This window comes from Candidatus Eisenbacteria bacterium (assembly GCA_035577985.1).
In the GTDB taxonomy this organism is placed as follows: domain Bacteria; phylum Desulfobacterota; class Binatia; order DP-6; family DP-6; genus DATJZY01.
The window spans coordinates 1-20,292 of sequence record DATJZY010000129.1 but is presented as its reverse complement, the minus strand read 5'-3'; the positions used below and the strand labels follow the sequence as shown (position 1 = coordinate 20,292).

Below are 20,292 nucleotides of genomic sequence, written 5' to 3'. Positions count from 1 at the left end.
ACTGCGGATACTAGCTCGAGCGCGGCGCGGGACCGCCCTGCTGCACGCCGATCCACACCTCGCCACCGTGATAGTGCTCCTTCTTCCAGATGGGCACGATCTCCTTCAGGCGGTCGATGAGCCAGTGGCACGCCTCGAACGCCTCGCGGCGATGGCCCGCCGAGACGGCGATCGCGACGCTCGCCTCGCCGACCGGCACGACGCCGAGGCGATGCACCATCGCCACCTTGCGCAGCGGCCAGCGCTTCTTCGCCTGGGCGGCGAGCGCGCGCATCTCCTTCGTCGCCATCGAGACGAACGCTTCGTACTCGAGCCGCCGGACCCGACGGCCGACGTTCTCGCTCCGCGTCGTCCCGACGAACGTGACGATCGCACCCGCGCGCGGATGGCGGACCGCGGCATCGAGCGCCCGGAGGTCGATCCGTCGCTTCACGATCCGGAACACGCTAGGCGCCTCCCGACACGGGCGGGAACACCGCCACCTCGTCGCCGTCCTTCGGGCGGTAGTCGGCGTCGACGTAGGCTTCCTTCACGGCGAAGCGGACGCGCACGCGCGCGACCTCGGGATGCTCGGCGACGACCGCGCGCCAGATCGCGCCCACCGTCGTCCGGGGCCCCGCGGTGCGCTCGATCTCGGACGCGCCGAGCCGCTCGCGGAGGATCGCGAAGACGCGCAGGCGGACGGTCACGGTCAGCCCCGCGCGAGCTTCACCATGTGGCCGAGCTCGGGGACCAGGAGCTTCGTCATCGCGAGCTCGACGGCGGCGGTCGATCCCGGCATCGAGGCGACGACCTTGCCGCGTGCGACGCCCGCGACGGCGCGCGACAGCATCGCAGCGGCGCCGATCTCCTGGAACGACAGCATGCGAAAGATCTCGCCGAAGCCGTCGAGCCGCTTCTCGAGCAGCCCGGCGATCGCCTCGTAGGTGGTGTCGCGTGGTGCGAGCCCCGTGCCGCCGTTGACGAAGATCGCGTCGACGTCCGGCCTGCCGAGAAGCGCCTCGACGTGTCGGCGGACGCGCGCCGGCTCGTCGGGGAGGATCGCCCGATCGACGATCGTGTGGCCGCCGGCGGCGAGCAGCTCGCCCGTCCTCGCTCCGCTCGTGTCGGTCTCGACCGTCCGCGTATCGCTCACGGTGAGGACGGCGCACGCGATCACGCGCTTGCCCTCGGCGCGATGCGCCTCGACCGACATGGGCCGGACTCTAGCCGGGCCGGCGGGACCGCGCTAGGACGCGGAGCGTGCGGGTGCTCGTCCACCTCGGCGACTCGTTCGCGGCGCAGATCGCGGAGGCCGTTCCCGGCGTCGAGACGATCGTGATCCCTACCGCCGATCCGATCGACCCGCAGCTTCGCGCCGACGCGCTGCTGACGCTGCCGTGGGGCACGCCGAACCTGGCCGAGGTCCTCGCCACCACCGGCGTGCGATGGATCCACACGGTCGGCACCGGCGTCGATCGCTTTCCCCTGGACGTCGTCGGCGATCGCCTCCTCACCTGCTCGCGCGGCGCGAGCGCCATCCCGATCGCCGAGTGGGTGCTCGCGCAGATGCTCGCGTTCGAGAAGAACCTCCCCGCGGAGTGGCTGCGCGCGTTCCCGTCGTCGTGGAACTTCCGGCCGACCATGGGCGGCCTGTACGAGAAGACGCTCGCGCTGGTCGGGATCGGCGGCATCGGCAGCGCGATCGCCGCGCGCGCGCTGCCGTTCGGCATGCGCGTGCGTGCCTTCCGGCGCACGGCGGCGCCGAGCCCGATCCACGGCGTCGAGATCGCGCCGACGCTGGACGATCTGCTCGCGACGGCGGATCACCTGGTGCTGGTCACGCCGGCCACGGCCGAGACGCGCGGGATCATCGGCGAGCGAGCGCTGCGCGTCGTGAAGCCCGGCGTCCATCTCGTGAACGTGGCGCGCGGCCCGCTCGTAGACGACGAGGCGCTCCGCCGCGCGCTCGACGACGAACGCGTGGCGCTGGCGTCGCTCGACGCGGTCGAGCCGGAGCCGCTGCCCGATGGGCATTGGATGTACACGCATCCCCGCGTCCACCTGTCCGCCCACGTGTCGTGGAACGGCCCCGGCGGCGGCGACGTCCTGGTCGGCAAGTTCGTCGCGAACCTGCGCCGAATGCTCGCCGGCGAGCCCCTCGAAGGCGTCGTCGACGTTGCGGCAGGATACTAGGAGGCCGGCGTGACGCCGCAACCCAACGGGCGTATTTCGTCTCCCGCGCCAGCTTGGCTGGCCGCGGCATGCCGGTCGCGCGTGCCACGAACGCGACACACTCGCGTCCTACCCCGACCCAAGACGGAGTCTTGGGTCGGCCTCCTAGAGCCCGCCGACGCGCTTCAGGATGACGTCGTTGTAGCTCTTGCCCGCGGGAATGAACGCGTCGGCTTCGTGGGGCATGTAGGTCACGTACAAGGCGCGGCGGCCCGGGCCGGTGCCGGTAGGTGGCGGCGCGGCGTGCATCACGTCGCCGAAGTGGAGCGTGCAGTCGCCGGGCTCCGTGTCGACGGCGACGGTCGCGGCACGCGAGAGGTCGCTGCGGTGACACGATCCCCGCCACGACCCTGGAACGAAATGGAGGCGGCCGCTCGCTTCCGTCGCCGCATCGAGCTGCACGCCGAGGTTGATCGAGGGGCACCGTACGGGATGCCCCCCGAGGCCGCAGTCGCGATGCCACGGAAGGTCCGAGAGGCCTTCGGACACGTTCGCGTTCTTGATGACGACCGAGTCGCCGTCGCTGTGGTCGTGCACGGCCCGCAGCGGCGTGTCGGAGAGCGCGGCCAGGCGACGCAGCCGCGGATCGTCGGCGAGGGCCGCGATCTCCGGCGACACGAGCCCGAGATAGATGAGGCGGCAGAGAACCTGCGCTCCGTCGGTCCGCTTCGCCCACCAGGAGCGCCCGTCACCGGGCTTCGCCTCCGACTGGTGGCGTTCGACGACCTCGACGAGGCGGGCGATCTCGTCCCGGGTGAAGACGCTCCGCACGTGGAGGTAGCCCGTCGCGTGCAGGAAGTCCCGCAGCTCGTCGTCGGGATCGCCGAGCGCGAAGCTGCGGCTCGGGTCGAGCGCCACGCCGTCGCGCCCGCGGAGCACCGTGTGTCTCGGATCGAAGATGGACCGGCCGCTGTAGAGCGCGCGCAGCGCAGGCTCCCAGCGCTCCAGGTCCGGTGATCCGCCGGCGACGAAGCGCAGGCGATCGCCGTAGAGGAGGCCCGCCGCCGTCGCCAGCTCGCGGGCGAAGTCGCACCAGGCGTCCTCGTCCATCAGGACGACCGTGGTCGCGTCGTCGCCGGCTTCGATGCGGATCTCTCCTCCGTCCGGTGTCAAGCGGTACGATCGGCCGTCCACGAGACGGAGCGCGATCGAGGGCACGCCGGCGACGTCGGCCGCCGCCATGCGGCCGATCCCGGTGCGCAATCGCTCCGAGAGCACGCGGCGGTGGACGTCGTCGAAGTCGAGCGGCGGGAGCTCCACGGTCAGCTCACCATCCTCAAACCCGCGATCCCGGCGACGACGAGGCCGATGCAGGCGAGGCGCGCGGGCGTCGCGGGCTCGCCGAGCAGGACGACGCCGAGCACGGCCGTGCCGACGGCCCCGACGCCGGTCCACACCGCGTACGCCGTCCCGACCGGGAGCGTGCGGAGCGCCTGCCCGAGGAGGTAGAGGCTCACGACCATCGACGCCGCCGTCCACACGGTCGGCCACAAGCGCGAGAAGCCGTCGGTGTACTTGAGCCCGATCGCCCAGCCCATCTCGAAGATCCCGGCGACGATGAGGACCACCCAAGGCATCGCGGCTTCCCTCCCTCAGGTGTGGTCGAGCACCAGCCGGCACGGGTCGCGGCGCACCCGGCGGCGCGGCACGTACGCGAGGAGCGCCTCGACTCCGGTGCCGGCGAACGCCGCGTCGACCGCGGCGCGCTCCTGCGCCGCGAGCGCGCGATACGCGTCGGTCACCCGCTGCACCATCCACATGGTGTACGGCGTCGTGATGCGCTCGAGCGGGATGCCGCGCAAGCTCGACCCGTGCATCCCGACCACGCGCGGGAGGAATCCCTCGTGCGTCATGTTGGCGTCCGCCCACGCTTCGAAGGCGCGCGCGATGTCGAGGATGAACGGGACGGCGTCTTCGCCGGCCAGCTCGACGACGGGACGCATCGTGGGCGGAATCGCGTCGACGGGGAGCCAGTCACCGAAGCTCTCGGGATCGGGGTGGTTCATCCGCTCGATCCAGTGGCAGATCCGCGGCGCGATCTCGCGCATGAGCCGCCCGGGTACGGCGTCGAGGTAGAGGTGGGGATACAGAAGCCCGATGAGGGCGCAGTCGCCGAGCGACGGCCGCGCACCCAGGACGTACGGGTATTCCTCCAGATGGGCGTCGAAGGCCCGCAGCAGCTCCTTCGTGTGCGCCTCGACGGCGGGGATCGTCTCCGGCGTGACGCCGGACACACGCGTGAACACCTGTACGCTCTCGGCGAGGCGTGTCGCGCCCTGCGTATCGCCCGAGGACGCGGTGAAGTCCGCGATCGCCTTGGTGGCGCTCTCGGGGAAGCTCCAGCGGTAGTGCACGCCGGGCAGGAGCAGGAACTCGTCGTCGTAGATCTCGAGGACGAGCCCCAGCATCCGCTGGACGGGCGTCTTCGGGTAGAGCGGCGGCTCCGGGTAGCGGCGCTCGATCTCGTCCAGGATGACGCTCGAATCCTGGAACACCTCGCCGTCGGGCGTGACCAGCACGGGGATCTGCGAGAGACCCGTCCGCGGACGGATCACCTCGCGGTACGCCTGGGGCGTCGGCAGAATCTCGTCGAACGGCACGTGCTTGTAGCGCAGGGCCGGTCGCACCTTCGCCGAGAAGTAGGAGACCTCGGCGGCGTAGAAGCGATGGTGTCTGGATCTCACGAAACCCCCTTTGTCGCGACGTGCGTCGCGAGCGCTTCGGCCGCGCGCGCGAACGCGGCGGCGTCCGGGTAGCGAAGGCCGTGCACCACGCGCGTCACGCCGATATCGGCGAGCTCGTGGACGACGTCCGCGGCGCGTGCGGGCTCGCCGAGCGGCAGCGTCGTCACCATGACGACCTCCGGGCGCGGTCGCCCCGACTTCGCGGCCAGCTCGTGGAGCTGCTCGATCGCGGGACGGAGCGCCACCGGGTCGCTGCCGCCGTTCGGCATCCAGCCGTCGCCGAGCTCGACGGCGCGCCGGAACGCGTGCGGCGGCGCGCCGCCGACGAAGATCGGCGGACGCGGAGGACGCGGAAGGAAGAGGAAGCGCTGGCCGTTCGACTCGACCTCGTCGGCGTCGAAGCAGCGGCGCAGGAAGGCGAGCGTCGCGTCGGTCACGCGGCCGCGCTCCTTCCGCGCCACCCCGACGGCGCGGAACTCGGCCTCCATCCATCCCGCGCCGACGCCCAAGCGCAGGCGCCCGCCCGAAAGCTCCTGGATGGACGCGACCCACTTCGCGGTCGCGAGCGGCGGCCGGTAGGGCAGCACGAGGACGCCCGTGCCGAGCCCGATGCGCGTGGTCGCGGCGGCGAGAAAGGCGAGCGTCGCGAGCGGATCGAGGTAGCGGCCGCCCGAGCCCTCGGCCTCGTCGGGCGGGATCGCGATGTGATCGGCGACCCAGAGGTCGTCGATCCCGGCCGCCTCGGCGGCCCTCGCGCACGCGAGAATCGTCTCGCGCGTCGACTGCGGTCCCATGTTGCGGAGGTAGAGGCCGAGCTTCATGGCTCACCGTACCTCGACGCGGGCGACGCCCGCGAACGCGCAGGTATAGAGGTCGCGCCCGAACCCGGGTGCCTGGAACACGACCGACTGCACGGGGCTGCCGGTTGCGACCCGTCCGAGCTCGCGGCCCGTCTCGAGGTCGAGGACGACGACGTGCTCGCCCACGCCTTCCTGGAAGTCGTTGACGGCGATTTCGCCCGTATCCGGATAGAGGAGGAAGTGGTTCGCGGCGCCGAACGGGTGATCCCACAGGCGCGCATACCGTCCCGGCCCGTCGAACCGGAAGGCGGCGATGCGCGCGTTGCCGCTGTCGTACGCGACGGCGATGCGGCGATCGGGCTCGAAGGCCGGCGGATTCGCGACCGTGCCGTGCGCGACGCCGAACGGCGTCATGAGCTCCCAGTCGCGCGCGTCGGCGAGCGACACTCGCACCAGATGGATCGGCCCGGTCGCCGTGCCGCCGCCGCGGAACGATCCCGAGAACGTGTTGGCGCCGTTGTCGAGGAACCACGTGTGCCCGCCCGCGATCACCGGATCCCAGCCGTACGACTGTTCGGCGTCGGACGCCGTCAGGTAGCGCACGCGCCAGTCGTCGAGCGCGAGGCGGCCACCCGCATAGCGCAGGCGGAAGATCGTGTGGTCGCCGACCACGTAGACGTGCTCGCCCGCGTCCGACAGGTCCTTCGAGATGCGCGCGATCGAGCCCTCGGGAATCTCGACCTCAGGACCGACCGGCCGCAGCTCGTCTGGCTCGAGCACGACGAACGCGGAGCGCGCGCTGCCGTCGAAGACCATGTTCTTCATGACGAGGTTGCCGTCGGAGAGCACGAGCAGGCTGTTGTACGCCTGCGGCCGGGGAAGCCGGCGGCTCGCGACGAGCGTGCAGTCGGCGTCGAGCTTGTGACAGAACGTGCCCTGCGTGACGTAGAGGAAGCCGTTTCGGTGCGCGACGATCCCGCCCGGCCACCACGCGCCGCCGAGCTCCAGATCCGGCGAGCGCCGCAGCGGCTCGAGCGACACCGGGTCCACGCGCTCGACGAAGACGGCGCCGTCGGCCGAGAAGGACGTGCTGCCCTGGAGGTAGACCTCGCCCGGCGCGCGCAGCACGACCATGTTGCAGACGAAGAGTGAACGGAACGTCACACCGAGACGCTCGCCGGCGCGGACGCCGAGGCCGCGCGTCCGCGGCACGAGCTGCCGGCGCGGCCCGCCGTCCTCCGCCGGCCACGGCGAGTCGTAGAGGCCGGGCGGCGGACCGGCGGCGTCGCGCGCGGTCGTCACGCCCAGCGCGCGCGGAGGTACTCGCCGATCTTGTCGATCGCCTGCTGTCCCTCGGGAAGCATCGGCGCGAACGCCTGGAAGACGTGGATCATGTCGTCCCACTGCTCGAGCGTCACGTCGACGCCCGCCTCGCGCGCGCGCTCGGCGAGCCGGACCGAGTCGTCGAGGAGCGTCTCGGCGGTGCCGACCTGGACGTAGAGCGGCGGCAGACCCGAGAGGTCGGCGTAGAGGGGCGCCGCGAGCGGCGTGCGCGGCGGATGATCGGCGAGGTAGTGCTGCGCCATCATCACGAGGTGCTCCCTCTGCACCATGGGATCGACGTCGGCCTTCGTCGTCATGGATTCGCCCACGCCCTCGAGGTCGACCCACGGCGATAGACAAACGCCGGCCGCGGGCAGCGGCTGCTCCTGGTCGCGCAGCGCCACCAGCGTCGCGACGGTGAGCCCGCCCCCCGCGGAGTCTCCCGCGACGGCGAGATCCGCGGCGTCGTAGCCCTCGCCGATCAGCCACCGGTACGCGGCCGTCGAATCCTCCACGGCTGCCGGATGCGGGTGCTCGGGCGCCAGCCGATAGTCGACGTTCAGGACGCGCGCGCCCGACGCCCGCGAGATCCGTCCGGCGAGGTCGCGGTGCGTGTTGATCGATCCCATCACGTACGCGCCGCCGTGCAGGTACAGGACCACGCGGTCCTCGTGCGCACCGGGGGCCGACACCCACTCGGCTCGCACGCCGCCGGCCGCGGTGGGCTCGTGCGTGACGTCGGGCGCGAGCGGCATGAGGCTCGTCATGCTCTCCATGCCGGCGCGCAGCGCGACCGGGTCGACGATTTGCGGGGTGGCGTCGCGCTGGGCCCGCAGCATGTTGACGACCATTTGCAGCATGTCGCTTGCCATGGGCCGGCACCGTACAGCGGGGGACGGAGAATTTGCAACGCATGTGCGCGGTCGAGCGGACGGTGCAGTTCTCCGCACCCCGAATTCGGTATTGCGGGGCGAAGCGCCTGCTGCGTAGGGTCCTGGGTATGAAGACGGTGGTCGTCGCGGGCCTTCTGATCCTTGCCGCCGTGCCGAGGATGGCGTTCGGGGGATGCACCTCGTCCGACGATGCGCAGACCGTGAGGAAGAGCCTGCGGCAGGCGGTGCGGTGCAACGATCGGAAGTTCAAGAACCAGAACACGACCTGCCAGCAGACGGTGCCGCCGACGTGTGCGGACACGATGGTCGCCGATGCCGTGCGCCTCGCGTACGGGGCGAACGATCCGCCGGCGGCGGAGATCGACGCCGGCGCGCTGAGCCTCCAGTACCGCTGCCAGAAGCAGATCGGGAAGGCGGTCTCGAGCTACGTCGGGAAGAAGCTCCGCTATCTCACGCTCGGCATCGATCCGGCGCTCGCCGACGAGCGCGCGGCACGCCAGCTCGAGAAGATTCCCCTCAAATGTGCGGTCACCGTCGCGGCGGACGCGAGCGGCGTGGTCATCCCGAACGTGGGCCCGCAGTGCGCAGCGGCGGTCGGCGCGGTCGGGACGCCGGTCGACACGGCCGGGCTGCAGACGTGCCTGCACACGCTCGGACGCACCTGGGTCGACCGGAACGGGCCGAACCCGCAGCCGCTGCGGCCGAACATCCTGTTCATCCTCTCCGACGATCAGCGCTGGGACACGACCGATGCGACGCAGGCGCCGGCGGGCGAGCTCATCATGCCCGGGCTTCACCACGAGCTAGGCGACTCCGGCGTGCGCTTCACGCAGGCGTTCATGACGACGCCGCTGTGCTGTCCGTCGCGCTCGAGCATCCTGCGCGGGCAGTACGCGCACACGACGGGCGTGCTCTCGAACTCGGGGCCGCACGGCGGCGCGCACGTCTATCCGGCCGACGGCGTGAGCCTCGGCACCATGCTGCAGAGCGCCGGTTATCGGACGGGCTTCATCGGCAAGTACCTGAACGGCTACCCCGCGCTCTGGACGGCGGGGAGCCCGCCGTTCGTGCCCGCGGGGTGGGACGAGTGGCACGTCTTCGAGCAGCCGACCTACTTCAACTACACGCTGGTCCGGAACGGCGTGGGCTACGACCACGTCGAGGAGCTCCACGGCGCGGCGGACGCCGACTACTCGACCGACGTCCTGCGCGAGATCGCGCGGGACTTCATCACGACCTCGGCGGCGACGGGCGAGCCGTTCTTCCTCTATCTGGCGCCGAAGGCGCCGCACCTGCCCGAGGAGCCGGCGCCCCGCCACGTGGACAAGTACCTCGGCATCGCGCCGTGGCGTCCCGCGTCGTACAACGAGTCGGACGCGGAGCTCGACGACATGCCGATGTGGGTCCAGAACACTCCGCTCCTCGACATGGGCGCGATGGCGGCGCTCGACGCGATCCGCCAGCACCAGCTCGAGATGCTCCAAGCCGTCGACGAGATGATCGGCGGCTCGACGCAGTTCGCGATCACGGGCCTCATGCAGACCCTGCGCGACCTCGGCATCGCCGACCACACGCTCGTCGTCTATTTCTCCGACAACGGGTGGCTGTGGGGCGAGCACCGGCAGGACCGCAAGAACAAGCCCTTCGAGGAGGCGATCCGTGCGCCCATGTTCGTGCGCTATCCGGCGCTGGCGCCGCTCGCGCGGATCGAGTCGAACGCCATGACGCTCAACATCGATCTCTGCCCCACCTTCGCCGAGCTGGCCGGCGTCTCGCTGCCGCCGATCCAGTTCGACGGCCGCAGCCTCGTGCGCATCCTCGACGGCACGGCGCCCGCATGGCGGACCGACTTCGTGACCGAGGGCTGGCCGGCGCAGCGCGTGTGGGCGACGGTGCGCGAAGCGCAGTGGAAGTACACCGAGACGGTGAAGTCGAACCAGCTTCCCCTCCCGCCGATCGAGGTCGAGCTGTACGACGTCGTCGCCGACCCGCTCGAGCAGAGCAACGTCGCGCCCCTCTACCCCGACGAGGTGGCACGCCTCGCGGCGAAGCTCCGCTCGCCGGGCTATCGCCCGCTCTGGCCGTCGGACGCCGACGGCACGTTCGACGACCCGGACGAGTGATCGCGGCATCCATCTTGATTTCATCGCCGGACTGACTCACTGTCTGCCGCGTTCGCGCGCGACGGCGCGCCAAGGAGGGCAGCATGCCAGAGCATCGCCAGGGGGATGCACCGCCCCGACCAGCCCTACGCGCTGGTCGTCATGTGCTTCGGATGCCACAACGTGCCCGAGGAGAAGCTGGTGAACGTCGTCGGGCACCAGCCGGGCAGCACCTTCGAGCTGGTATCGTGGCTCGAGGGCGAGGTGCGCCACAACTACGCCAGCGGCGGCCGCAACCGCGAGGACACGCCGGATCGCAAGCGCGTCCTCTACGTCCTCGGGCAGATGGTCGGCGACGGGGCGCGACGCGAGCTCGCGACGCTGCGGGCGGGCGACGTCTTCGGCGAGATGGCGCTCGGCTTCCTTCACCTGGAGTAGCCGACCGCGGCGCGTACCTCCGGCCACGCCGCCGAGGCGGGATCGACGGGTTGGCGATGGTCGATCCCCGGCAGCGCGATCAGCGTGGCGTCGTCGCCGCGCACCTTCGCGATCTCCACGTAGCGCTCGCTCATGGCGAACGGAACGACGGTGTCCGCGGTGCCGTGGAGCAGCACCTGCGGTACGCCGAGCGGGAGGAGCTCGATCGGCGAGGCGGCGGCGTAGCGCTCCGGCACCGCGTCGGGGCCGCCGCCGAGCAACTGCGCGATCACGTCGACCTTCGCCGCGCCGAAGGCCCGCAGGTCGGCGACGCCGGCGATCGATATCGCGCGCGCGATCCGCAGCGGGTCGTCGGCGTGGAGCGGACCCGACGCGATCCTGGCGCGGCCCGCGAGCCAGAGCGCGAGCTGTCCACCCGCGGAGTGGCCGAGCGCGGTCACGTGCCCGAGGTCGAGCCGCCGCTCGGCCGCCATCCCCCGCAGGGCGTCGGCCGCCGCGCCGACGTCGAGGAACGTGCCGGGCCAGCCGCCGCCGTCGTTGCCGAGCGCGCGATACTCGACGTTCCAGGTGGCGACGCCCTCCTTGGTGAGCGCGTCGGCGAGCGAATCCATGTACGTGAGCCCGGAGGCCGCGAGCCAGTAGCCGCCGTGGATGACGATCACGACGGGATACGGTCCCCGCCCCGCGGGCGTCCGCAGATCGCCGAACTGGCGCGCCGCGCTTCCGTACGCGATGCGGATGGGCCCGCTCGCGACGGGCGCGCTCGCGCCCTGCTGCGGTTCCCCTTGCCCGCACGCGACGGCGAGGACTCCGGCCCCGAGCAGCCGGAGGAGCGCGCGCCGCCCGAATCGCACCTCAGCTCCCGCGCAGCCCCGCGAGACACCCGGCGCGCTCGAGCACGCCGTCGAGCCACGGCGTGCCGGCGACCTTCGCATAGCGCGCCCGCAGCGCCGCCAGCGACTTCGCGTGGTACTTCTGCGGCTCCTGCGCGAAGGGTTTCCCCTCGAGCGTGCAGGTGAGCTCTTTCGCGCCCGCGGCGAGCGCCTGCGCGTTCGCGAGCGTCCACGGGAAGAACACGGCACCGATCTCGTCGCGCAGGAGCGGTAGCAGCGTCGGCTCGAGGCGCTCCCACGGCTCGAAGGCGCCCTCGCCCGTGGGGTCGAGCATGCGCGCGATCCAGGCGAGCGTCCGCGGCGCCTTGGCGCGCATGACGGCGCCCGGCGTCGGGTCGGTCGAGCATTCGTAGAGCTGCGCGAAGAGGCCGAAGTCGCCGAGCGCCGGGCGGCCGCCGAAGAGATACGGCCGCATTGCCAGGTGCGCTTCGAGGATCGCGAGCTGGCGATGGAACGACGCTTCGATCGCGTCCTTGGTCTGCGGCGACGAGCCGACGAACGCGAGCCGCGGCACCATGCGTCCCTTGACGGCGCCGGTGACGGTCGGGAGCGCGTCCGCGTCGAGGCCGGGATTCATGCTGTGTGCGATCCGATCGGCCGCCGAGTCGGCGTCCGCCTGGTAGAACCAGCGGTAGTGGAACATGGGCTTGTTGCCCCACTCGTCGGCGTACTCCTCGATCAACGCCGAGAGGAACGCGAGCCCGGGGTCGGCCGGGTCGAGCGCCGGCTCGGGGTGGAGCGCCTCCATCTTCTCGATGATGGGCGTCGAGTCCTGCATCGCCGTTCCCTCGGGCGTGACGACGAGCGGGATCAGCGGCAGCTTGGCATAGCGGTTGTACTCGTCCATGCGCGTCACGTCGCGCACGACCCATTCGTGGGGAATGCGCTTGTAGCGGAAGTACGAGCGGACCTTCACCGAATACGGCGACAGCTCGACGCCGAAGATGCGATACATGCGACCTCCCTCAGCTTCGCCCGATGAAGTCGACGACCACGCGCGCGAGCTCTTCGCCCCTGTCCTCTTGCAGGAAATGTCCGCCGCCCTCGATGGTGGTGTGCGGCCGACCCTTGGCGCCCGGCACGCGCTCCTGGAAGATGCGATCGGCGCCGCGCGTGATCGGGTCCTGGTCGCTGAAGGCCGTGAGGAACGGCTTCGCCCACTTCGACAGCACCTCCCAGGCGGCGCGGTTCGCGGGCGCCGCGGGATCGTCGGGGGTGACCGGTACGAGCACCGGGAACTGCCGCGCCCCGGCCTTGTAGCGATCGTCCGGGAAGGGTGCGTCGTACGCCGCGATGATCTCGGGCGAGAGGTCGCTCGTGCAGCCGCCGCGCACGATGCCGCCGACGTGGAACTCGGGCGTCGTCTGCGAGTACTCCCTCCAGGCGAGGAACGCCGGACCGGCGGGGACGTCGCCCGTCGGCAGGAACGTGTTCGCCACCACGACGCGCGCGAAGCGATCCGGATGCTCGGCCACGAGGCGGAGCCCCAGCAGCCCGCCCCAGTCCTGGCACACGAGCGTCGCGCCGCGGAGATCGAGCGATACCAGCACGTGTCGCATCCAGTCGACGTGGCGCTGGAAGGTGTAGTCCTCGCGCCGCGTCGGCTTGTCCGAGCGTCCGAAGCCCACCAGGTCCGGCGCGACGGCGCGATGGCCGGCGGCGGTGATGATCGGGATCATCTTCCGGTAGAGGTAGGACCACGACGGCTCCCCGTGCAGCATGAGCACGGGCGCGGCGCTGCGCGGTCCTTCGTCCAGGTAGTGGATGCGCAGGCCGTCCACTTCCGTGTAGTGCGGCGCGAACGTGTAGCCTGGCAGGTTCGCAAAGCGAGCGTCGGGTGTGCGAAGTGTCTCCATGGGTCGTTCTCCAGGTGATCGGATATGGCAGGCTCGCCGCCTTCACAAGAGGCGCGCCGGGAGGCAGGATGCGCGCGCGTGAAGCTCGCAACCTGGAACGTGAACAGCATCCGCGCGCGCTTGGGGCGCGTGCTCGCCTGGCTCGAAGCGCAGCGTCCCGACGTCATGTGCCTCCAGGAGACCAAGGTCGAGGACGGCGCGTTCCCCGCCGACGAGCTGCGCCGCCTCGGCTACCAGTGCGCGTTCCACGGCCAGCGCACGTACAACGGCGTCGCGATCCTCTCGCGCACGAAGCTCGACGACGTCACGCGCGGCTTCGGCGACGGCGACGAGGACGCGCAGGCGCGCCTGCTCGCGGCCACCACCGCAGGCGTCCGCGTCATGTCGGTCTACGTGCCGAACGGCGAGAGCGTCGGCTCGGAGAAGTTCCGCTACAAGCTCGACTGGATGGAGCGGCTGCGCCGCTACGTGAAGGGGCAGCTCGGCGAGCGGCGGACGGCCATCCTGTGCGGCGACTTCAACGTCGCGCCCGCCCCGCTCGACGTCCACGATCCGGCGGCCTGGGAGGGCAAGGTGCTGTTCTCGGAGCCGGAGCGCACCGAGCTCCGCAAGATCGTGGACGCGGGGCTCGTGGACCTGCTGCGGACGATGCATCCCACCGAGCCGCTCTTCACCTGGTGGGACTACCGCATGCTGGGCTTCCCGAAGAATCGCGGGCTCCGCATCGACCATCTGCTCGCGACGCCGGCGCTCGCCGAGCGCGCGACCGCGTCGGGCGTCGACCGGAACTCGCGCAAGGGTAAGCAGCCCTCCGACCACGCCGCCGTGTGGGCCGAGTTCCGCGACGCCTGAGGCGGCTCACATGGTGAGGCCGCCATCGATCGAGACGATCGCGCCGGTCATGTAGCGTCCCTCGTCCGACGCGACGAAGGCGATCAGCGCCGCCACCTCCACCGGCTTCGCGTTCCCGAGCGGGGTCTTGATCTTGCCGAGCTTCTTGAAGTCGATGCCCTCGGGCGCCTTGCGGAAGACGTCCTGGAGGGGCGTTTCGATGCCGCCGGGCGCGATCGCGTTCACGCGCACGCCGCGCTCGAGGTACTCGTCGGCGAGCGCGCGCGTCAGCTGCACGACGCCGCCCTTCGACGCGCAGTAGGCCGCGCTGTACGGCTGCGACATGAGTCCCGCGTTGGACGCGATGTTCACGATCACGCCACCGCCGTCGAGCAGGTGCGGGAGCGCCGCCTGGCAAACGAGGAACGTGCCGGTCAGGTTGACGGCGATGATGCGCTGCCAGTCGGCGAACGGCATCTCGTGCGAGTGGTAGAAGCGCCCGATGCCGGCGCAGTTGACGACCACCGAGGGCCGCCCGAGCTCGCGCGTCGCGGCGGTCACCGCGGACGTCACCGCGGCCGGTTCGGACACGTCGGCGGCGTAGGCCTGCGCGCGCCCGCCCTGCTCGCGAATCCCGGCCGCGGTGCGGGACGCCCCGTCGACGGCGACGTCGACGCAGGCGACGGCGGCGCCTTCCGCCCCGAGGCGGGCGGCGGTCGCGGCGCCGAGCCCCGATCCGGCGCCGGTGACGATGGCGGTGCGACCTTCGAAGCGGTTCGTCGACATGCGTCCAGCAAGATCACGCGCCCGGGGGCGACCGCAACGCGGCCTCGGCACCCCGCGAGCCCCACGACCCTCTTGACGTAGGTCCCGAGTCGGTGTTAGGCGATCGCCTAAGTCATATGCCTAACTCCAGGGAGACCGCATGGCCGTAGCCGCGCGCCGCAACGAGACCGCCGAGGCCATCCTCGACGCGGCCGAGCGCCTGCTCATCGAGGTCGGCCACGCCAACGTCACCACCCGCGGGCTCGCGGCGGAAGCGCGCGTGAACCAGGGCCTCGTCCACTACTATTTCGGCGCGATCGAGCAGGTGTTCCTCGAAGTGCTCGATCGCTTCACCGAGCGGCTGATCGTGCGCCAGCGCGCCATGTACCAGGCGGACGCTCCCTTCCTCGAGAAGTGGCGGACGGCGTGGCGGTTCCAGGAAGAGGACCTCGCGTCCGGCTACGACCGCATCTTCCTCGAGCTGCAGGCGATGGCCTGGACCCGTCCCGAGCTGCGTGCGCGCGTCGCGCACGTGAACGCCGAGTGGCGCGGCGTCCTGCGCGAGGCGTTCGGCCGCGCGCTGCGCGAGTACGGGCTCGACGAGCGCACCTGGCCACTCGAGGCGGTGACGGCCCTGGTCATGACGATGGCTCAGGGGTTCCAGCTCGAACGGATGTCCGGAATCACCGAAGGGCACGACGCCCTGCTCACCTGGATCGACGGCTGGCTCGCCGCGCGCGAGCCGAGGAGGGCCCACAATGCATCTCACCGCCAGCATGCCGGACGACGCGCCGACCGCGCTCTCTCCCGCCGCCGGCGTACGTGAGCAATCGCGCGCGCGCTATCCCGACGCCGAGGGATTCATCGAGCGGGACGGCGTTCGCGTGTTCTGGGAGCGCTACGGCGACGGCGAGCGGACGATCGTGCTCCTGCCGCCCTGGTCCATCGTCCACTCGCGCATGTGGAAGGCGCAGATCCCCTACCTCGCGCGGCATGCGCGGGTGCTCGCGTTCGATCCTCGCGGCAACGGGCGGTCCGACCGGCCGCACGCCACCGAAGCGTACGCCGAGGAGGAATTCGTCCGCGACACGCTCGACGTGATGGACGCGAACGGCGTCGGGCGCGCGATCGTCGTCGGGGTCTCGCGCGGTGCGCAGCGCGGCCTCCTGCTCGCGGCCGAGCATCCCGATCGGGTCGAGGGCGCCGTCTTCATCGCGCCGATGTTCCCGGCGAGCCTCTCGGGCGGACTCTTCTGGCGCATCCTCGCGAGCCCGGTGGTGCGTCGCTTCGCCGATCGTCCGATGCGGCTCGCCTACGGCTGGGGCAAGTTCAACGGCCACCACATGCGCACGCAGCACGCCGACTTCGCCGAGTGGTTCATCACCAAGATGTTCCCCGAGCCCCATTCGACCAAGCAGATCGAGGACGGCGTCGGCTGGGCGCTGGAATCGGACGGCGAGACGCTCCGCCGTTCGACGCTGGGCCCGACGCCCGCGTTCACCCGCCGCGCGCAACGCGAGCTCGCCCGGCGGGTGCGGTGCCCCGTCCTCGTGATCCACGGCGACCGCGATATCATCACCTCGCTCGCCGACGGCCGCGCGCTCGCGCACGAAACCCGTGGCCGCCTCGTCGTCATGCCGGGTGCGGGTCATCTCCCGCTGGCGCGGAAGCCCGTCGGCGTGAACCTCGCGATCCGCGACTTCCTCGAGACGAACGGCGACGAGCAGAAGCCGGTGCGGCCCGCGCCGCGCGGGAGCCGGCGCAGGCGCGCACTCTTCCTGTCCTCCCCCATCGGGCTGGGTCACGCGCAGCGCGACGTGGCGATCGCGCGGGAGCTGCGTCGCATCGTGCCGGACCTCGAGATCGACTGGCTCGCCCAGGACCCCGTCACGCGCGTCCTCGCCGCCGAGGGCGAGCGACTCCACCCCGCGAGCGCGCTGCTCGCCAGCGAATCGCGCCACCTCGAATCCGAGTCGGCGGAGCACGACCTCCACTGCTTCCAGGCGCTACGGCGCATGGACGAGATCCTGGTCGCGAACTTCATGGTCTTCCACGACGTCGTCCGTGCCGAGCCCTACGACCTCTGGATCGGCGACGAAGCGTGGGAGCTGGACTACTACCTGCACGAGAACCCGGGCGAGAAGCGCGCGCCGTACGCGTGGCTCACGGACTTCGTCGGCTGGCTCCCGATGGCCGACGGCGGCCGGCGCGAGCGGGCGCTCACCGCGGACTACAATGCCGAGATGATCGAGCACATCGAGCGGAACCCGCACGTCCGCGACCGGGCCGTCTTCGTCGGCAACGCGGACGACATCGTGCCCGAGCGCTTCGGTCCGGGTCTCCCCGGCATCCGCGAGTGGACCGAGCGCCATTTCGCCTTCGCGGGCTACGTGTCGGGCTTCGATCCGGCGGCGCTGGGCGATCGCGCGGCGTTGCGGGCCGAGCTCGGCTATCGTCCCGACGAGCGGATCTGCCTCGTGTCGGTCGGCGGCTCGGGCGTGGGACACCATCTCCTGCGTCGCGTGATCGCCGCCCATCCCGAAGCCAAGCGACGCGTCCCGGAGCTGCGCATGGTCGTCGTCGCCGGACCGCGCATCGATCCGGCGTCGCTGCCGTCCGCGCGCGGTCTCGAGGTGGTCGCCTACGTGCACAACCTCTACCGGCACCTCGCGGCGTGCGACCTCGCCGTCGTGCAGGGCGGACTCACGACCGCGATGGAGCTGACGGCGTGCAAGCGCCCGTTCCTGTACTTCCCGCTCCGGCACCACTTCGAGCAGAACGTCCACGTGCGCCATCGGCTCCAGCGCTACGGCGCGGGGCGCTGCATGGACTACGACACGGCGACGCCGGACGCGATCGCCGCCGCGATCGCCGACGAGATCGGACGACCCACGAGCTACCGCGACGTCGAGAACGACGGCGCCTGCCGCGCCGCCGCCCGCATCGCCGAGCTCCTTTGAGCAGACTGGAGAGGAGAGACACCATGACGACGACACCAACCCTCGACGAGTTCCTCGGCAAGCTGGTCGGCGACCTGGGAGCCACGTGCTCCGCGGCGCTGGTCGGCATCGGCGATCGGCTCGGGCTCTACAAGACTCTCGCGGGCGCGGGGCCGCAGACGCCCGCCGAGCTCGCCCGGCACAGCGGCACCGACGAGCGCTACGTGCGCGAGTGGCTCTGCGCGCAGGCCGCGTCGGGCTACGTGGACTACGACCCCGGCGCGGGCACCTTCTCCTTGAACGAGGTGCAGCGCCTCGCCTTCGCCGACGAGTCGAGCCCGGCGCACTTCCTGGGCGGCTTCCAGATCGCGCGCTCCATGTTCAAGGATCTCGACTGCATCACCGAGGCGTTCCGCAGCGGCGGCGGCGTCGCATGGCACGAGCACGACGTCGATCTCTTCTGCGGCACCGAGCGCTTCTTCCGCGCCGGCTACAACGCGAACCTGGTCGCGTCGTGGATCCCGGCGCTCGATGGGGTCGAGGCCAAGCTGCAGGCCGGTGCCCGCGTGGCCGACGTCGGCTGCGGCCACGGCGCGTCGACGATCATCATGGCGCAGGCCTATCCGCGCTCGACGTTCGTCGGCTTCGATTACCACCAACCCTCCATCGTGTCGGCGCGGCAGCACGCCGAGGAGGCCGGCGTCGCCGACCACGTGAGCTTCGAGACAGTCGCGGCCAAGCGCTTCTCGGGCAGCGACTACGACCTCGTCTGCATCTTCGATGCGCTCCACGACATGGGCGATCCGGTCGGCGCCGCGCGACACGTCCGCGAGTCGCTCAGGCCGGACGGCACCTGGCTCGTGGTCGAGCCCTTCGCCGGCGACCGCCTCGAGCAGAATCTCAATCCGGTCGGGCGCGTCTTCTACTCGGCATCCACCATGATTTGCACGCCGGCGTCCCGCTCGCAGGAGGTCGGGCTCGCACTCGGCGCGCAGGCCGGGCCGAAGCGCCTCGAGGAGGTCTGTCGTCAGGCGGGATTCACGCGCTTTCGGGTGGCGACCCAGACGCCGTTCAACGTCGTCCTCGAGGTTCGACCGTAGCGGCGGGGCCGTCGTCGAACCCCGCGATTCATCGCGCGTTCGCAGCTTCGCGCTTGACGATCCGCGCGCGGCCAGCCTATCCGCATCGCATGCGTCCCTTGCGTACCGTCATCGTCGCCCTGGTGATCGCCGCGGCGGCGACCGTAGCTCGCGCCGTCGACTGCCCGTTCGGGATGGGTGCCCTCCCCGCCGACACCCTGCCGCCCGGCACGCCGCACGGAAGTCAGATCCCGATCGACCACATCGTCGTGCTGATGCAGGAGAACCGCTCCTTCGACCACTACTTCGGGAGGCTCTACGGCAAGAAGAGCGGTCCGCCGCGCCACGCCTCCAACCCCGATCCGCTCGGCGGCCATCCGATCAAGGTGTTCCACCAGAAACGCTACTGCGAGGTCGCCGATCTCGATCACGGTTGGAGCGGCACGCACCGCGAGGTCGACAACGGCGAGATGGACGGCTTCACTGCGCAGAACGTGGATCCGAGCGATCCGAGCGGCAGCCGCGCGATGGGTGCGTACGCGAAGAGCGATCTTCGCTACTACTACAAGCTCTACAAGACGTTCGCGATCAGCGACCGGCAATTCTGCGCGCTCCAGGGTCCGACGTTCCCCAACCGCTACTATCTGCTCGCCGGCACGTCGTTCGGGCAGACGACCAACGTGATCCCACCGCTGGGCGGGCCCGAGTACACGCAACGGACGATCTTCAACCTGCTCGACGAGGCCATGCCGCCGGTGACGTGGCGGGTCTACTACTCGGACCTCCCCTTCGCCGGGCTGTTCGGTTACGTCCGGACGACCGGCCTCGCCAACCTGCGCCCGATCTCCGAGTTCTACACCGACGCGGCGGCCGGCACGCTCCCGCAGGTGAGCTTCGTCGACCCCGCGTTCACCGGCGAGGCCGAGAACGACGAGCACCCGCCGACGAACATCCAGGTCGGCCAGGCCTTCGCGGCCTCGATCATCGACGCAGTCATGACGAGCCCGCTCTGGCCGAGCACGGCCCTCATCCACACCTACGACGAGCACGGCGGCTACTACGACCACGTGGCGCCGCCCGCCGCCTGCGTCCCCGACGGGATCGCGCCGATCCTCGGGCCCAACGACGTCCCTGGAGCCTTCGACGCCTACGGCGTGCGCATTCCGCTGGTCGTCGTGTCGCCGTACGCGCGCAAGCACTACGTCTCGCACGTGCCGCGCGACCACACCGCGATCCTGCGCTTCATCGAGACGCGCTTCGACCTCCCCGCCCTCACGGCCCGCGACGCCAACACCGATCCGCTGACCGACCTGTTCGACTTCACGAGCCCGACGTTCGCGAAACCCCCGAACATGCCGAAGGCGGCCATCGACCCGAAGCGCCAGGCCCAGTGTAGCTGACGGTTCTTGAGGCGCGGGCGCCGTGGCGTCGGAGCGCGGGGCGGGTGGCGAGGGCTCCGCTAAGTTCGCCGCGCG

The 20,292-nt window shown here is 71.0% G+C and carries 21 protein-coding genes; 8 read left to right on the top strand and 13 right to left on the bottom strand.

Annotated features, from left to right (window positions below):
- Nucleotides 1-10: 10 nt before the first annotated feature.
- Genes VMS22_18620 through VMS22_18610 form a run of 3 tightly spaced genes read right to left on the bottom strand, consistent with a single transcriptional unit; the run spans nucleotide 11 to nucleotide 1,195 of the window.
- Nucleotides 11-445: a molybdenum cofactor biosynthesis protein MoaE gene (locus VMS22_18620; GenBank protein ID HXJ36050.1), complete on the bottom strand. Its 435-nt coding sequence runs from the start codon at nucleotides 443-445 to the stop codon at nucleotides 11-13.
- 1 nt (nucleotide 446) lies between these two features.
- Nucleotides 447-689 carry a MoaD/ThiS family protein gene (locus tag VMS22_18615; GenBank protein ID HXJ36049.1) on the bottom strand — a complete coding sequence of 81 codons (243 nt, stop codon included), beginning with the start codon at nucleotides 687-689 and terminating at the stop codon, nucleotides 447-449.
- Between the two features lie 2 nt (nucleotides 690-691).
- Nucleotides 692-1,195, bottom strand: coding sequence for a MogA/MoaB family molybdenum cofactor biosynthesis protein (locus tag VMS22_18610; protein ID HXJ36048.1), 504 nt, complete (start codon nucleotides 1,193-1,195; stop codon nucleotides 692-694).
- A 47-nt stretch (nucleotides 1,196-1,242) separates the two neighbouring features.
- Here VMS22_18610 and VMS22_18605 point away from each other — a divergent pair, with 47 nt between their 5' ends.
- The gene (locus VMS22_18605) at nucleotides 1,243-2,175 is read left to right on the top strand and encodes an NAD(P)-dependent oxidoreductase (GenBank protein ID HXJ36047.1); all 933 of its coding nucleotides are present in this window, start codon (nucleotides 1,243-1,245) and stop codon (nucleotides 2,173-2,175) included.
- 144 nt (nucleotides 2,176-2,319) lie between these two features.
- Here the strand turns inward: VMS22_18605 and VMS22_18600 are convergent, their stop codons facing one another.
- Genes VMS22_18600 through VMS22_18575 form a run of 6 tightly spaced genes read right to left on the bottom strand, consistent with a single transcriptional unit; the run spans nucleotide 2,320 to nucleotide 7,893 of the window.
- A complete protein-coding gene (locus tag VMS22_18600; GenBank protein HXJ36046.1) occupies nucleotides 2,320-3,474 on the bottom strand; it encodes a phytanoyl-CoA dioxygenase family protein in 1,155 nt (384 codons plus the stop codon).
- A 2-nt stretch (nucleotides 3,475-3,476) separates the two neighbouring features.
- Nucleotides 3,477-3,791: a quaternary ammonium compound efflux SMR transporter SugE gene (sugE, locus tag VMS22_18595; protein ID HXJ36045.1), complete on the bottom strand. Its 315-nt coding sequence runs from the start codon at nucleotides 3,789-3,791 to the stop codon at nucleotides 3,477-3,479.
- Nucleotides 3,792-3,806: 15 nt separating this feature from the next.
- Complete coding sequence (locus tag VMS22_18590) at nucleotides 3,807-4,898, bottom strand: glutathione S-transferase family protein (GenBank protein ID HXJ36044.1); 1,092 nt, start codon at nucleotides 4,896-4,898, stop codon at nucleotides 3,807-3,809.
- Nucleotides 4,895-5,719, bottom strand: coding sequence for a TIGR03619 family F420-dependent LLM class oxidoreductase (locus VMS22_18585; protein ID HXJ36043.1), 825 nt, complete (start codon nucleotides 5,717-5,719; stop codon nucleotides 4,895-4,897). Before VMS22_18585 ends, VMS22_18590 begins: the two co-directional genes overlap by 4 nt.
- A gap of 3 nt (nucleotides 5,720-5,722) precedes the next feature.
- Nucleotides 5,723-7,000: a hypothetical protein gene (locus tag VMS22_18580; protein HXJ36042.1), complete on the bottom strand. Its 1,278-nt coding sequence runs from the start codon at nucleotides 6,998-7,000 to the stop codon at nucleotides 5,723-5,725.
- Nucleotides 6,997-7,893: an alpha/beta hydrolase gene (locus VMS22_18575; GenBank protein ID HXJ36041.1), complete on the bottom strand. Its 897-nt coding sequence runs from the start codon at nucleotides 7,891-7,893 to the stop codon at nucleotides 6,997-6,999. Before VMS22_18575 ends, VMS22_18580 begins: the two co-directional genes overlap by 4 nt.
- A 128-nt stretch (nucleotides 7,894-8,021) precedes the next feature.
- On the opposite strand from VMS22_18575, the gene VMS22_18570 reads away from it, so the two are divergent.
- The gene (locus VMS22_18570) at nucleotides 8,022-10,037 is read left to right on the top strand and encodes a sulfatase (protein HXJ36040.1); all 2,016 of its coding nucleotides are present in this window, start codon (nucleotides 8,022-8,024) and stop codon (nucleotides 10,035-10,037) included.
- A 105-nt stretch (nucleotides 10,038-10,142) separates the two neighbouring features.
- Nucleotides 10,143-10,454: a hypothetical protein gene (locus VMS22_18565; GenBank protein HXJ36039.1), complete on the top strand. Its 312-nt coding sequence runs from the start codon at nucleotides 10,143-10,145 to the stop codon at nucleotides 10,452-10,454.
- Here VMS22_18565 and VMS22_18560 read toward each other — a convergent pair.
- The 3 genes from VMS22_18560 to VMS22_18550 are packed head-to-tail and all read right to left on the bottom strand — an operon-like array spanning nucleotide 10,442 to nucleotide 13,203.
- Complete coding sequence (locus VMS22_18560) at nucleotides 10,442-11,308, bottom strand: alpha/beta hydrolase (GenBank protein ID HXJ36038.1); 867 nt, start codon at nucleotides 11,306-11,308, stop codon at nucleotides 10,442-10,444. The genes VMS22_18565 and VMS22_18560 overlap by 13 nt on opposite strands.
- 1 nt (nucleotide 11,309) lies before the next feature.
- Nucleotides 11,310-12,302: a glutathione S-transferase family protein gene (locus tag VMS22_18555; protein ID HXJ36037.1), complete on the bottom strand. Its 993-nt coding sequence runs from the start codon at nucleotides 12,300-12,302 to the stop codon at nucleotides 11,310-11,312.
- Between the two features lie 10 nt (nucleotides 12,303-12,312).
- Nucleotides 12,313-13,203: a haloalkane dehalogenase gene (locus VMS22_18550; GenBank protein HXJ36036.1), complete on the bottom strand. Its 891-nt coding sequence runs from the start codon at nucleotides 13,201-13,203 to the stop codon at nucleotides 12,313-12,315.
- Nucleotides 13,204-13,281: 78 nt separating this feature from the next.
- Between VMS22_18550 and VMS22_18545 the strand changes: the two genes are divergently transcribed.
- Nucleotides 13,282-14,055 carry an exodeoxyribonuclease III gene (locus VMS22_18545; protein HXJ36035.1) on the top strand — a complete coding sequence of 258 codons (774 nt, stop codon included), beginning with the start codon at nucleotides 13,282-13,284 and terminating at the stop codon, nucleotides 14,053-14,055.
- A gap of 6 nt (nucleotides 14,056-14,061) precedes the next feature.
- On the opposite strand, the gene VMS22_18540 is transcribed toward VMS22_18545, so the two are convergent.
- Entirely contained in the window at nucleotides 14,062-14,820 is a 759-nt protein-coding gene (locus VMS22_18540) for an SDR family NAD(P)-dependent oxidoreductase (GenBank protein ID HXJ36034.1), read from the bottom strand.
- A 139-nt stretch (nucleotides 14,821-14,959) separates the two neighbouring features.
- Here VMS22_18540 and VMS22_18535 point away from each other — a divergent pair, with 139 nt between their 5' ends.
- The 4 genes from VMS22_18535 (at nucleotide 14,960) to VMS22_18520 (ending at nucleotide 20,217) form a co-directional block, all read left to right on the top strand.
- Nucleotides 14,960-15,625 (top strand): helix-turn-helix domain-containing protein, encoded by a 666-nt coding sequence (locus tag VMS22_18535; GenBank protein ID HXJ36033.1) that lies wholly within the window; start codon nucleotides 14,960-14,962, stop codon nucleotides 15,623-15,625.
- Nucleotides 15,558-17,759, top strand: a complete 2,202-nt coding sequence (locus VMS22_18530; protein ID HXJ36032.1) for an alpha/beta fold hydrolase — start codon at nucleotides 15,558-15,560, stop codon at nucleotides 17,757-17,759. The genes VMS22_18535 and VMS22_18530 overlap by 68 nt, the downstream gene beginning before the upstream one ends.
- Before the next feature lie 23 nt (nucleotides 17,760-17,782).
- The gene (locus VMS22_18525) at nucleotides 17,783-18,838 is read left to right on the top strand and encodes a class I SAM-dependent methyltransferase (GenBank protein HXJ36031.1); all 1,056 of its coding nucleotides are present in this window, start codon (nucleotides 17,783-17,785) and stop codon (nucleotides 18,836-18,838) included.
- An 89-nt stretch (nucleotides 18,839-18,927) separates the two neighbouring features.
- Nucleotides 18,928-20,217 carry an alkaline phosphatase family protein gene (locus tag VMS22_18520; GenBank protein HXJ36030.1) on the top strand — a complete coding sequence of 430 codons (1,290 nt, stop codon included), beginning with the start codon at nucleotides 18,928-18,930 and terminating at the stop codon, nucleotides 20,215-20,217.
- Nucleotides 20,218-20,292: the final 75 nt, after the last annotated feature.

Bases quoted from the DNA above. Each gene is read 5' to 3' on its own strand.
- VMS22_18610 (HXJ36048.1), bottom strand. From the start codon at position 1,195: ATGTCGGTCGAGGCGCATCGCGCCGAGGGCAAGCGCGTGATCGCGTGC.
- sugE (HXJ36045.1), bottom strand. From the start codon at position 3,791: ATGCCTTGGGTGGTCCTCATCGTCGCCGGGATCTTCGAGATGGGCTGG.
- VMS22_18585 (HXJ36043.1), bottom strand. From the start codon at position 5,719: ATGAAGCTCGGCCTCTACCTCCGCAACATGGGACCGCAGTCGACGCGC.
- VMS22_18575 (HXJ36041.1), bottom strand. From the start codon at position 7,893: ATGGCAAGCGACATGCTGCAAATGGTCGTCAACATGCTGCGGGCCCAG.
- VMS22_18570 (HXJ36040.1), top strand. From the start codon at position 8,022: ATGAAGACGGTGGTCGTCGCGGGCCTTCTGATCCTTGCCGCCGTGCCG.
- VMS22_18565 (HXJ36039.1), top strand. From the start codon at position 10,143: ATGCACCGCCCCGACCAGCCCTACGCGCTGGTCGTCATGTGCTTCGGA.
- VMS22_18555 (HXJ36037.1), bottom strand. From the start codon at position 12,302: ATGTATCGCATCTTCGGCGTCGAGCTGTCGCCGTATTCGGTGAAGGTC.
- VMS22_18550 (HXJ36036.1), bottom strand. From the start codon at position 13,203: ATGGAGACACTTCGCACACCCGACGCTCGCTTTGCGAACCTGCCAGGC.
- VMS22_18540 (HXJ36034.1), bottom strand. From the start codon at position 14,820: ATGTCGACGAACCGCTTCGAAGGTCGCACCGCCATCGTCACCGGCGCC.
- VMS22_18535 (HXJ36033.1), top strand. From the start codon at position 14,960: ATGGCCGTAGCCGCGCGCCGCAACGAGACCGCCGAGGCCATCCTCGAC.
- VMS22_18530 (HXJ36032.1), top strand. From the start codon at position 15,558: ATGCATCTCACCGCCAGCATGCCGGACGACGCGCCGACCGCGCTCTCT.
- VMS22_18525 (HXJ36031.1), top strand. From the start codon at position 17,783: ATGACGACGACACCAACCCTCGACGAGTTCCTCGGCAAGCTGGTCGGC.
- VMS22_18520 (HXJ36030.1), top strand. From the start codon at position 18,928: ATGCGTCCCTTGCGTACCGTCATCGTCGCCCTGGTGATCGCCGCGGCG.